The 13033-nt window shown below is 38.1% G+C and carries 12 protein-coding genes; 9 read left to right on the top strand and 3 right to left on the bottom strand.

What is annotated here, in order from left to right:
• Positions 1-9: 9 nt before the first annotated feature.
• Entirely contained in the window at positions 10-561 is a 552-nt protein-coding gene (locus IPH66_05980; protein MBK7128901.1) for a CoA pyrophosphatase, read from the top strand.
• A gap of 58 nt (positions 562-619) precedes the next feature.
• Here the strand turns inward: IPH66_05980 and htpG are convergent, their stop codons facing one another.
• Complete coding sequence (htpG, locus tag IPH66_05975) at positions 620-2515, bottom strand: molecular chaperone HtpG (GenBank protein MBK7128900.1); 1896 nt, start codon at positions 2513-2515, stop codon at positions 620-622.
• Between the two features lie 133 nt (positions 2516-2648).
• Between htpG and IPH66_05970 the strand changes: the two genes are divergently transcribed.
• From IPH66_05970 to IPH66_05945, 6 genes are all read left to right on the top strand, one after another.
• A complete protein-coding gene (locus IPH66_05970) occupies positions 2649-3014 on the top strand; it encodes a hypothetical protein (protein ID MBK7128899.1) in 366 nt (121 codons plus the stop codon).
• 68 nt (positions 3015-3082) lie between these two features.
• The gene (locus tag IPH66_05965; protein MBK7128898.1) at positions 3083-3562 is read left to right on the top strand and encodes a T9SS type A sorting domain-containing protein; all 480 of its coding nucleotides are present in this window, start codon (positions 3083-3085) and stop codon (positions 3560-3562) included.
• Positions 3563-3573: 11 nt separating this feature from the next.
• Positions 3574-4623 (top strand): hypothetical protein, encoded by a 1050-nt coding sequence (locus IPH66_05960; GenBank protein MBK7128897.1) that lies wholly within the window; start codon positions 3574-3576, stop codon positions 4621-4623.
• A gap of 200 nt (positions 4624-4823) precedes the next feature.
• A complete protein-coding gene (locus IPH66_05955) occupies positions 4824-5651 on the top strand; it encodes an E3 ubiquitin ligase family protein (protein ID MBK7128896.1) in 828 nt (275 codons plus the stop codon).
• 38 nt (positions 5652-5689) lie between these two features.
• Positions 5690-6499, top strand: coding sequence for an SDR family oxidoreductase (locus IPH66_05950; GenBank protein ID MBK7128895.1), 810 nt, complete (start codon positions 5690-5692; stop codon positions 6497-6499).
• Between the two features lie 87 nt (positions 6500-6586).
• Entirely contained in the window at positions 6587-8056 is a 1470-nt protein-coding gene (locus tag IPH66_05945; GenBank protein ID MBK7128894.1) for a hypothetical protein, read from the top strand.
• Between the two features lie 59 nt (positions 8057-8115).
• On the opposite strand, the gene IPH66_05940 is transcribed toward IPH66_05945, so the two are convergent.
• Both IPH66_05940 and rpsA read right to left on the bottom strand, forming a co-directional pair.
• Positions 8116-9549 carry a dicarboxylate/amino acid:cation symporter gene (locus IPH66_05940; GenBank protein ID MBK7128893.1) on the bottom strand — a complete coding sequence of 478 codons (1434 nt, stop codon included), beginning with the start codon at positions 9547-9549 and terminating at the stop codon, positions 8116-8118.
• A gap of 209 nt (positions 9550-9758) precedes the next feature.
• The gene (rpsA, locus tag IPH66_05935; GenBank protein MBK7128892.1) at positions 9759-11543 is read right to left on the bottom strand and encodes a 30S ribosomal protein S1; all 1785 of its coding nucleotides are present in this window, start codon (positions 11541-11543) and stop codon (positions 9759-9761) included.
• A 726-nt stretch (positions 11544-12269) separates the two neighbouring features.
• Here rpsA and IPH66_05930 point away from each other — a divergent pair.
• Positions 12270-12572: a hypothetical protein gene (locus tag IPH66_05930; GenBank protein ID MBK7128891.1), complete on the top strand. Its 303-nt coding sequence runs from the start codon at positions 12270-12272 to the stop codon at positions 12570-12572.
• A complete protein-coding gene (locus tag IPH66_05925) occupies positions 12499-12822 on the top strand; it encodes a hypothetical protein (GenBank protein ID MBK7128890.1) in 324 nt (107 codons plus the stop codon). Before IPH66_05930 ends, IPH66_05925 begins: the two co-directional genes overlap by 74 nt.
• Positions 12823-13033 lie beyond the last annotated feature (211 nt).

The following is a 13033-nucleotide window of genomic DNA, read 5'->3' as shown; positions in this document are numbered from 1 at the left end:
ATGTTTCCGATGAGAGCAAAGACCAGTGATGCTTTAAAAAAAGCTGAGAATTATAAACTTTCTGCAGTGCTTGCATTAGTGTATGAGCAAGGCATTGATGAACGAATAATTATCATGGAACGCCCTGAATATGATGGCAACCACAGCGGTCAAATTTGTTTTCCGGGCGGTAGAAAAGAAGAAACCGACTATACTCCATTAGAAGCAGCCTTGCGTGAGACTTATGAAGAAACCGGTATCACTCCGGACAAAATTGAAATACTGGGAGCGCTTACTCCTGTTTATATTCCTGTGAGTAATTATTTGGTTTATCCATTTATTGGTTACCTCAATGAACCTCCTGTTTTTCATCCCGACCCGCATGAGGTGAAAGCAATACATTCCTTTAGTCTTACAGAATTGTTTAAACCCGAAAACCGCATTCACACCAACGTAAAATCTGGCAAAGGCATATTGATCAAAGATGTTCCGGCCTTTCTAATTGATCAAAAAATTATCTGGGGCGCCACGGCACTCATGCTGAATGAAATCAGAGTGATGTTGGAGAGATTGAATCGTTAATGAATCCCCCCCCTTGTAGGCGCAGGTCGCGACCTGCGCCTACAAGGGGGGGGACCGCTTATTTCATTAAATCAATACTACGGTTAATAAATTTTGTGAGCTCTTCGCCTTTCAGCATGCCTTGAGAAAGCATAGCAAGATCACATAATTGTTTAGCCAATTTTTGTTTATTGTCTTTCTGTTTTTTCAAAATGGAGCCCACTACCGGGTGGTTTGCATTCACCGCCAGCGTGTACATTTCAGGGAAAGCGCCAAACATCCCCATACCACCGCCCATGCGTTGTTGCTCTTGCATGCGCCTCATGAATTCAGGTTGAGTAATTACAATGGGGGCTTCAGATTCACTCATGCTTTCAAATTGCACGGTGAACTTGTCTTGATTAATTACTTCTTCAAAAATTGGTTTCAAACTCTCTTTTTCTTTGTCAGATAATTTGCACGGAATCTCTTCATCTTTTTTTATCAGATTATCTAAAGTATCAGAATCAACACGCGCAAACTGTACATCAGTTAACTTGCTTTCAAGTTTTGATATGAAATGGGGTGACAAAGGTGAATCAAGCAATACCACTTCATAACCACGGTCTTTGGCTGCTTGCACAAATTGGTGTTGTGCGATAAAATCACTTGCGTAAAGCAAAATGGTTTTATTGTTTTTATCAGTTTGAAGTGGTTTGATTTTTTCTACCAATTCATCCGTTGTAAAATATTTTCCGTCTTCATTTTTAAAGAGGACAAATTTCTCAGCCTTCTCATAAAATTTTTCTTCTGTCAGCATTCCGTATTCAATAAACACTTTCAGGTCATCAAATTTTTTCTCAAAATCAGCACGGTCATCTTTGAACATCTGGGCCAATTTATCAGCTACTTTTTTTGTGATATGGGCAGATATTTTTTTAACGTTACCATCAGCCTGCAAATATGAACGTGAAACATTTAACGGGATATCCGGAGAATCAATTACACCATGCAGCAATGTTAAAAATTCAGGCACAATTTCACCTACTGAATCTGTAATGAACACCTGATTTGAGTATAATTGAATTTTGTTTTTTTGTACTTCAATATTTTCTTTCAATTTTGGAAAATAAAGAATACCGGTGAGATTAAAAGGATAATCAACATTCAAATGAATATGAAAAAGCGGCTGCTCAAAACTCATCGGGTAGAGTTCACGATAGAATTTTGCATAATCTTCATTGCTTAAATCAGCAGGTGCTTTAACCCATGCCGGTGTTGGATTATTGATGATATTCTCAACCTGAATTTCAACTCTTTTTACTTTGTCATTTTCATCTTTTTCTCCGGTTGGATCATCAATCCATTCAGGTCTAGTGCCAAATTTAATTTCAACCGGAAGAAATTTGCAGTATTTCGTAAGTATCCCTTCAATACGACTATTCTCCAAGAATTCTTTTGAATCTTCAGCAATATGAAGTACAATGTCTGTACCTCTTTCTGTTTTGTCAACCTCTGTAATTTCATAAGCCGGTGTACCATCACTCACCCACTTCACCGCAACACTGCCGGGCGCGTGTGATTTTGTAATGATTTCAACCTTATGAGCCACCATGAATGCAGAATAAAATCCTAAACCAAAGTGACCAATGATTTGCTCTGCTCCCTCTTTGCCTTTGTATTTGTTTACAAATTCTTCAGCACCTGAAAAAGCAATTTGATTGATGTATTTCTGAATTTCATCTTCTGTCATGCCTATTCCGCGGTCACGCACTGTCAGGGTTCCTGACTCTTTGTCAAGTATAACTTCAATTTTCAGATCACCCAGTTCACCTTTCACTTCTCCTGCGGCACTCATTACTTTTAGCTTACTCGTTGCATCAACTGCATTGGAAACCAATTCACGCAGAAAGATTTCATGATCACTGTAAAGAAATTTTTTAATGAGAGGAAAAATATTCTCTGTCTGAACATTCACGGTACCTTTACTAGCCATAGTATTATTATTTAGATGTGGGCTTCAGCGCAAGGGTTGTGCCAATGCTGAGTTTATGACAATTTGTCTTTTAACTGGTATATCCCAATTGAATCAGGGAGAAAAAAATTATCTTTCCAAAAAAATAATTCTTATGCTTGACACCATCATCATCTCCGGCATTTCAGCAATTATCGGAGGGTTTATTTCGTATTTTCTGCAAAACATCAAACATAAACAAGAAATGCAAAAACTCTTTGAGGCCAACAAAACCGAGTTCATGGCTGAAAATACCGCACGTTATTTCCTGAATCATAAAACGCATATTGAAAGATCATTTATTACGCTAAAGCAACACATGGGAGGATTTGAAGACAACGAACTAAGGCGCATATTGGTAAGGTCAGGTGCTATCAGAGTTTTCAGGGATGGAAATGAGCAAGATGAATGGTGGCGTTTACTGAGCAGACAAGAAGAATATTTTGAGAGAAAGAAAAACAACAATGCGCAAGAGGACTGATCACGTCCGCTTTTTTTTCTACATTTGATAAGCTCAGAAAAAATTATTCCACTGCAAATTCCGCAATCATGAGAAAAATTGTTTTGTTATCAGTTTGTCTTACAGGTTCTATTCTCTACGGACAATCACTCACACCAACCGTAGTTGCATCTGCGGGAGATTATTTTTCTAACTCATCTACCTCACTCAGTTGGACATTAGGGGAAGTGGTCACTGATTCATACTTTGGCACCAATAATCAACTGACACAAGGTTTTCAACAACCCATGGAATCTTACGCCGGCATTGAGACAACAGAAGTTCAAGGGGCATTCACAGTTTTCCCAAATCCAAGCAGAAACGTGATTCAAATATCTGCCCTAAACACTACAGGCCAATACTATTTAACCTTGACAGATTTTACCGGGCAAATTATTTTAACCGAATCATACAATGCGAATTTGATTCATACTTTATCTCTAGATCAACTGGCAGCTGGCATGTATTTGCTGCAGATAATTGACACCAACGGAGTACCTGTTGAAATTTTTAAAATTCAAAAACTATAAATTCTCTTCCAATGAAAAAACTAATTACCATTTTATCATTCATTGCCGGTGTTGGATTATTTGCACAGGCGCCCAACATGTTTAAATACCAGGCAGTAGCGCGTGACAATAGCGGTGCTGTATTAGCTGATCAAACCGTAAGTTTTGAAATCAGTATTTTACAAAACAGCTCAGGTGGCACACCTGTTTATAAAGAAACGCATGTAGCAACAACCAATCAGCATGGTTTGGCAAGTTTGAATATTGGCGGAGGTGCAGTAACCTTAGGAGATTTTTCAACCATTGATTGGGGTGCAGCTTTGTATTTTATTCAAGTTAAAATGGATCCTGCCGGTGGCTCAGCGTATGTCATGATGGGCACATCTCAATTGCTCAGCGTTCCATACGCCTTAGATGCACAAGTTGCTGAAGCGGTTGACTGGTCAGATATTTCAAATGTTCCGTCTGACATTGCAGATGGTGATGATAATTCAGGTGGTACCCCGGCGTGGTCAACGTTAACAGGCATACCGGCTGGTTTTGCAGATAATACAGATAATGATGTTCTTTCAGGTCTCACCTGCTCTATCAATCAAATTGCACTATACAACGGATCAAGCTGGGTATGTCAGACTTATTACCCTACAACCGGTCAATTTTCTGCGTCCGTTTTTGGAACAGCACAAGCCGTTGCATTAATCAGTACTACAAGCTATACACTCATTCCCGGATTAACTCAAACCATTACCGTGCCTTCAAATTGCAGGGTTATTATTTCTACAGATGGAGGTGTGCAGTGTTCAGCCGGTGGCGTTGCTTTTGCAGCTGTTGATATTGGAATTCATGTTGATGGAACTGCTTCTCCGCAGGGCGGACAGCAACAAATTATTGCTTCAAATACAGATGCCGTTGGGCAAATGATTTCTTACTGGAGCATGACAAAAACTTATACGCTTTCAGCCGGAGCTCACACTATTGAGGTGCGGTATCGTGACTCAGGTGCAGGCACTGCTGATGGAAATGTGAGCGGCACAAACCCTCTCATTCAAGGAACACTCACGGTTACCATCATCAATCTGTAATTTGATAAATTAACCTTGATTTTATTTAATCATAAACTCTGAATGAGATTAAAAATCAGCACACACTATTCACAAAAAAGTTTTTAATTTCATGCGCAAATAAATTGTTTTTTAATGTCACATGAAATTCGTCTTTCATCACGCTGATTAATTAGCAACAAAAGGTTAGATGCTTTTCATGATCTAAAAATGTAACTACTATGGGAATTGGATTACTAATTGGAGGTGCCGTTGTTGCCCTCATCGGATTATTTCTTTGGATGGCAAAGAGCAAAAAAGAAGGTAAATCAGCTATTCTTTCTGTAACTGAAACGTCAAAAATCAGTGAGATCAATGAAAATTACCAAAGCATGATATCTTCAATGGGCAATGGAAATTTCACCCATTTTTGTGAAGTAAAAGGAGTTGCTTATTCTGATTCTCCAATCACTTCAGAGCTTGCAAAAAAAGAATGTGTTTACTATTCTGCTAAAGTAGTACATGAATATGAACGTTTAGAAGAGCGCAGAGATTCTAACGGAAAACTCACCAGAAATTGGGTAAAAAAATCAGACGTTGTTTCAGACAATACCAACTGGGCAGCTGGATTTGGAATTAAAGATGATACCGGGTTCATACTCATTGATCCGGCAAAAGCAGAATTACATGCTGTTCAGGTTCACCAGAATTTTGAGCGTGACATGAATTCAGATGCCATTCTGAAATTTAAAATTGGCAATGTATCATTTGGATTAGGTGATAAAGACCCTAACCGCAGAACCATTGGATATCGTTATACTGAAATGGCCATACCTGTAAACCACAATTTATATGTTATTGGTGATGCCAATGACCGTGAGGGCAGACTACACATGTCAAAACCAAAAGAGACGAGATATCCATTCATTGTTTCAACAAAATCAGAAAGTGAAATTTCAGACAACTTAGGTTCATCCATCAAGGGGTTGAAAATTGGTGCATTCATTTGTTGGGGGCTTGGTGTAGCCATTGCTGCTTATGGATTAATAACAATGCTTGGCGGTAAATAATAAACACCTAATTTTGCACTAAATTTATTTAAACTCTTATGTCAAACGGACTATTAAAAGGAAAGAAAGGAATTATTTTCGGCGCGTTGAACAACCAATCCATTGCGTGGAAAGTGGCAGAACGTGCACATGAAGAAGGTGCGCAAATTATTCTCACTAACGCGCCTATTGCAATGCGTATGGGAGAAATCAATGAACTTGGTTCAAAAACAAATGCCCCTATCATTCCGGCTGATGCTACAAGCGTTGAAGAATTAGACAATCTGATCAAAAAATCAATGGAACACTTTGGAGGAAAAGTTGATTTTGTTCTCCACTCTATTGGTATGTCTGTGAATGTGCGCAAAGGCAAACATTATACAGATCAGAATTATGATTTCACGATGAAAGGGTTAGATGTATCTGCACTTTCATTTCATAAATTATTACAAACAGCTATGAAAAATGATGCCGTGAATGATTGGGGTTCTATACTTGCCTTAACATACATTGCGGCACAGCGTGTTTTCCCTGATTATAATGACATGGCTGAAAACAAAGCGTATCTTGAATCCATCGCGCGCAGTTTTGGATATCATTACGGAGTTGCAAAAAAAGTGAGAGTAAACACCGTCTCTCAATCTCCAACCATGACAACGGCAGGAAGCGGAGTAAAAGGTTTCAGCGAATTCATCAACTTTTCAGAAAAAATGTCACCGCTTGGAAATGCATCAGCACTTGATTGCGCTAACTATTGCATTGCCATGTTCAGTGATTTAACCAAATATGTAACCATGCAAAATCTTTTCCATGACGGAGGCTTCTCAAATACCGGAGTTACCCAGCAAGTAATTGAAAAGTTTGCTTAGTACTGACAAAATTTATAAATTCACACAGATAATAGCCTTTGCATCATTCCAAAGGCTATTTTTTTAAACTGTAAAACTTCAAGTCTCATGCAAAAAATCTTACTCTCACTTGCCCTTTCCATTGGTATTGGCGCAACTGCACAAAATGAATACATTGCTTATCCGGCAACCGGTAAAGGTGTATCATCAACTTTTGTAACTGATTATCACTGTTTGGGAATTAACCCTGCAAACCTCGGCTGGCAAGCTTATGATGAAAAAAACTTTGCCATGGGTACTTCAGAATTTGGTTTTTCAATTTACTCTGAATCTCTTGCTAAACAAGATTTGCGAAACAATATCTGGGGTGTAATTAAAAGTGGATCATTGGATACCTTAACACCTGCTCAAAAAATGGATGCCATCAACGGTTTTGCCAATGACTTTTCATTCAACTGGGATTATAACATGTTTGGTGCATCTTATCAGAGTGAAAAATTTGGAGGTATCGCATTCTCTATTCGCTCACGCGCTACCTGGAGTTCAAGTTTCAGTCAAGATTTTTCTGAATTGCTTTTTAATGGACAATACTCTAATTACTTTGACTCATTGCAATACTTCGATGGAATAGACACGGTAAACATTGCCAACTATTCTAACATGTCTTCTGATTCAGCTGCTGCTGTACTTGGTGGCACGGCATCTGTTCCGCTACCCTTATCTGAAATTGTGGGTGACAGCTATATGCGTTTAAGTGTTAACCGCGAATATCATTTGGGATATGGTCGTAAATTTCTGAATATTGACAGCGTTTTCACATTGTATTTGGGAGTTGGAGTTAAGTACATTCAAGGTATTGCCATGATGGATTTGGACGGAACCGGAGATTCACTGATCATGTATTCAGCTTTTAGTCCCGGCTTTGAAATTGATTACGCTGCAGGCATTGGCGCTTTGCCATCACAAGCACAAAATTTCTGGCGCAGTTCTGTTGGTCAAGGATGGGGATTTGATTTTGGAGCAAATGTGACCTTATTCAATAAATTACATTTGGCCGCATCAGTGACTAATATTGGTTCAATGACTTATACCGGCAACGTTTTTAGAGCAGTAGATACCTTAGTCGTAAGTTATTCACGTGATGGAATGGAAGATATTAATATTGCTAACTCAGTGCCTGAAATGTTAGAAGGCACAGGGCTTTTCAAACTAGAAGGAATGAAAGAGAAAAAAGTTTCAATGCCCGGTACATTGCGTTTTGGTGCATCACTAGAACTTGGAAAATTTGCTCACGTGGGTGCTGAAATTGTTGCTCCTTTCAATAACGTTCCCGGTAGCATCAATGGATTTGCATACGGCATTGGCGGAGACGTAAAACTTGCACAAGGCAAAATAATTTTAATGGCCGGTTTAACCGGTGGCGGTGGGTATGATACTCAAATTCCGCTTGGAATTAATTTCTGCTTTGGCGGGGGTGCTTATGAGTTTGGAATTGCATCACGCGATGCCGTTACATTTTTCTCAGATAACAAACCAACCATTTCTGCAGCGTTTGGATTTGCGCGGGTGAGGTTTTAGAAAATAATAAAAGTAAAAAAAAGGGTTCCACTTCAGAACCCTTTTTTTGTTTAGTATGGTCAATCTAGTCCATCCTTTTTATGCACGTGAAGTTCATTTTCTGATGCGGCAATGACAGTGCAAACAGCTGTATCACCAGAAACATTCACCACTGTGCGGCACATGTCCAGAATTCTGTCAACAGGCATGATGACAGCTATCCAAGCGGGATTCAAACCAACAGATGATAAGACAATCATGAGCATAATCAAACCTGCGCCCGGAACAGCAGCAGAACCAATTGACGCCAATGTGGCTGTCATAACAATCACAAGCTGATCAGACATTGTTAAATCAATCATGTGAATTTGGGCAAGATAAACAACTGCAACTGCCTGATACAAACTGGTGCCATCCATATTGACCGTTGCGCCAATAGGCAAAACAAAACTTGCAATTTCAGGTTTAACTCCAATATTTTTTTCTACACATTCCATTGTAACGGGTAAGGTTGCAGCACTTGAGCTGGTTGAAAAAGCCATGAGTTGCGCCGGTGAAATTTTTCGCCAGAACTCCATGAATTTTATTTTTTTCACGAAGACAGTGACGAAGAAAGGATAAAACAAGAGCATTAAAATCAATCCAACAACAACCACAATTGAATATGAACCAAGAGAAAATAACATTTCACGCAATTCAGAAATTGTAGACGCCACTTTAGAAAGCATACCCGCCATTAGTGCAAAAACAAAATACGGTGCGGCTTTCATTATTAAGTCTACCATTTTTAAAAATACTTCATTCACGCCATCAAAAAATAGAAGAACAGGTTTTGATTTGTCAACCGGAATTAACAAGAGACAAATTCCAAAAAATATTGCAAACGTAATTACCTGCAACATCAAACGAGGATCAGACATGGCAATAACCATATTGTCGGGAATCATTTCTACAACAGATGTCAACGGACCATTCTGTTTCTGTTTTTCAAGATTCGCTTTAGCATCTTCTACTTTTTGATTTACTTCAGGCTGAGCGCCGGTAATTTCTGCAACCAGATTTTGATATGCCGGGTTTGAAAGATATCTCAAAGTATCTTTGTAATCAACTGTTGGGTCTGACTCTACCCATAATTCATAATTGATTCTATTTTTGATTCTAACCTCATCTGTTATAGTATGACCGGGTTTTGAAAGATTGACAACAATTAACCCAACAGTGATGGCAAGAAATGTAGTAAGCAAATAAATAGACAAGGTTTTTATTCCAACCCTACCAAGTTTGGAAATATCTTTCAGGCTGGCTACTCCTGTAATAATAGAAAACAAAACCAATGGAACAGCAATAAACTTGAGTGAACGTATAAAAATTTCACCCCAAGGACTAATCCAGTTTTTTGTAAATTCATTCCAGCCAAATCCAATAGATAAAAATGCCCAGAGAATTCCCAATGCTAATCCAATCATGATTCTCCAGTGAAGAGCAATTTTTTTGCGTTTGGTTGATCTTGTCATACAATCAATGTTTTTATAAAAGTAGGAAAATAGATAGAGAAGAAGGTAGATTCATCTTTTTTGAAAGGAAAATTTAATTTACGAATGATATTTTTCCAGAAAGGATATTACGGTGTCGTTGTATCGGAGATGTTTATTAACCATTACACACACAAAAAAAACGCCCCTGTTTTCACAGAGGCGTTTCGTATTCTTCAAGAAGAGAAAAACTATTTCCCTTTTCCTTCCATTTCAGATTTCAGTGCAGACAAAGCATCTAAATCTCCGAGTGTTGATTTCTCATTTGAATCGTTGATTTCTTTCACCGCTTTATTCTGACCACCTGCAGTTGTAGTTTTCTTTTTACCACGTGGTGCTTCATCATCTGTTCCTTCTTCAAACGTGCGAGTATGTGATACTACAATTTTTTTAGCATCTTTATTAAACTCAATCACTTTGAAATCAAGTGACTCATCAACATTGGCGTTGCTTCCGTCAGCTTTACGTAAGTGTTTTTTAGGACAAATTCCTTCAACACCATAAGGTAAAGAAACGATGGCCGCTTTATCTTTTTTCTCTTCAATGATTGTTCCTTTATGAATTGATCCTTCAGTGAAAGTAGACTCAAATACATCCCATGGATTTGTTTCAAGTTGTTTGTGCCCTAACGCAATACGACGGTTGTCGCGGTCAAGTTCAAGTACAATCACTTCCATTTTATCACCTACTTTGCAGAATTCAGATGGATGTTTAATTTTCTTAGACCATGAAAGATCTGAGATATGAATCAAGCCATCAACACCTTCTTCTAATTCTACGAATACACCAAAGTTTGTGAAGTTACGTACAGTAGCACTGTGTTTAGAGTCAACCGGATATTTAGTTTCAATATCAGCCCAAGGATCAGGCATCAATTGTTTAATACCTAAAGACATTTTGCGCTCATCTCGATCAAGTGTCAGCACAACTGCTTCAACTTCATCACCAACTTTCAGGAAGTCTTGAGCAGAACGTAAATGTTGTGACCAAGACATTTCAGATACGTGAATCAACCCTTCAACACCTGCAGCAATTTCAATAAACGCACCGTAATCTGCAATAACCACTACTTTACCTTTTACCTTATCACCTACTTGCATGTTTTGATCAAGAGCATCCCAAGGATGTGCCTGAAGTTGTTTAAGACCCAATGCAATACGTTTTTTGCTGTCATCAAAATCAAGAATAACCACATTGATTTTAGAGTCAAGCTGAACAATTTCTTCAGGATGATTAACACGACCCCATGAAAGGTCAGTGATGTGAATCAATCCATCTACGCCACCAAGGTCAACAAATACTCCGTATGAAGTAATGTTTTTAACAGTACCTTCAAGTACTTGTCCTTTTTCAAGACCACCGATGATTTGTTTCTTCTGCTCTTCAAGTTCTGCTTCAATAAGCGCTTTGTGAGAAACAACCACGTTGCGGAATTCAGGGTTAATTTTAACCACTTTGAACTCCATATTTTTACCTACATACTGATCGTAATCACGAATAGGTTTAACATCAATTTGTGAACCCGGTAAGAAAGCTTCAATACCAAATACATCAACAATTAAACCACCTTTTGTACGACATTTTACAAAACCGGTAATAACCTCACCAGAACGCAACACGTCATTAACACGCTGCCATGCGCGGTGTGTGCGCGCAGTTTTATGTGAAAGCACCAATTGTCCTGATTTGTCTTCAAGAGATTCAACATACACTTCAACAGAATCACCAACTTTCAGATCAGGATTGTAACGGAATTCGTTGATAGGAATAACACCTTCAGATTTGTAATTCACGTTTATCACAACTTCTTTTTGCGTAAGTGCAATAACGACACCGTCAATAACTTCTTTCTCAGCTATTGAGTTTAGGGTATTATCATACTTTTTGTCAAGCTCAGCAAGTTCTGCTGCTGTTTTACCATCATTTTCGTAAGCATTCCAATCAAATTCTTCTTTAGGAATAACGGCGCTGATCACTTTTCTGATGTCGGCTGTTTCTTCAAACAACGGTTCATCATCTTTGCGAATGTCAGTAGCAATTAAATCTGCTTCTTCATCAACAACTTTGCGAATTGCCGCTTTTACTTTGGTGGTAGATTTTGCGTCTGCTTTGACATCTGCATTTTTAGCAGTGATTTTTGACGCTTTTTTCTTTGCTGCTCCTTCATCAGAAGCTGCTTTTTTCGGTTTATCTTCAGCCATGAGGCATTTAGATTTGTAGCCTGTCTTCCCGATTTCAACAGACGCGTTAAACAATTTTCCGGTACGGTATCCGGCCGCTTACCCTCGTAAACGGGGTGCAAAGGTAGGATTTCTTTGTCGTTCTTCCAAATGTTCTTAGAGTTTTGTTAGCTGAGAGTTGAAAAAATGAGAGTTGAAGAGTTTAAAAACAATCCAATTCTGCCACTGGCCTTCTCCCTTCGAGGGGAGACCGAGAGGGGTGACATCGAGAATCATAGTATTTATTTTGCGCCTTTTCCGGCTATCCGCTATAGCTTCAATTCCATTTGCTTGTTCAGCTAAGTTTTCTTCCCGCTTCCGTTGGTCGCAGTCTAAAACAAAGCTTCACTTAATCAAATGTAATTAAAGGCTGTCACTGCTATCCGGGGCGTAAGGTTGAATCAATAAAAAATTCGTTAAACAATAATATTTTTTGTACATTTCAGTAATTGCCCATTCACAATCACATTGAATTAGATTTTAATGCAAAAATTTATTTTCATCTCTCTCATTATTTCATTCAGTTTTCTGAGTAAAAATAGTTCTGCACAAACCGATACAATAAATCAAATTGATGCCAATGGTTTAAAACAAGGCTATTGGATTATTTATGGCAAAGACATGCCTGAGAAAAATTATCTTGCTGATGGAAAAATTGAAGAGGGGAATTATTTGAATGATAAAAAAAACGGAACGTGGATTTTATATCACAATGATGGCGTCACTCCAAGGACAATTGGAACTTTTTGTAAATGGTCGTCCAAATGGAATCTATGCAAAGTATAACGAAAAAGGTAATATTTTAGAATCAGGTCATTTTGAAAATGGGAAACAAATTGGCACAAAGAAAATTTTTTATCCATCAGGTTGTTTGAACTCAGAAAAATTTTACAACCAAAACGGTAAAGAAGAAGGTTGGAGTATTATCTACTTCGATAATTGTAACCCGACTGCAACTGATTCCTTAGGTACGGTTGAATATAAATGTCAAAGGATAAACGGGATAATTGTTGGTGAAGCCGACATCTTAAATTGAAATTTTTTGTTCAATACTATCTCCATTTTTTTATCATCATTCTAAAGCTAACTAATTTTGTTTGATTTGTGATAAAGACGAAGCAAACGGTTATTTAGTAACTCTGCTTACCTACCATTGCAAATCCCTTCAAAATTTCTTACCTTTGTTTTCATGAAATTATCACTTCAATACTTAAACGACAATAAAGGCAATATTAGTGCAGTACAAT

The organism is Crocinitomicaceae bacterium (genome assembly GCA_016708105.1).
GTDB lineage: Bacteria > Bacteroidota > Bacteroidia > Flavobacteriales_D > Crocinitomicaceae > JADJGJ01.
The sequence above is the reverse complement of the archived record's forward strand: the minus strand, read 5'-3'. Positions and strand labels throughout refer to the sequence as shown.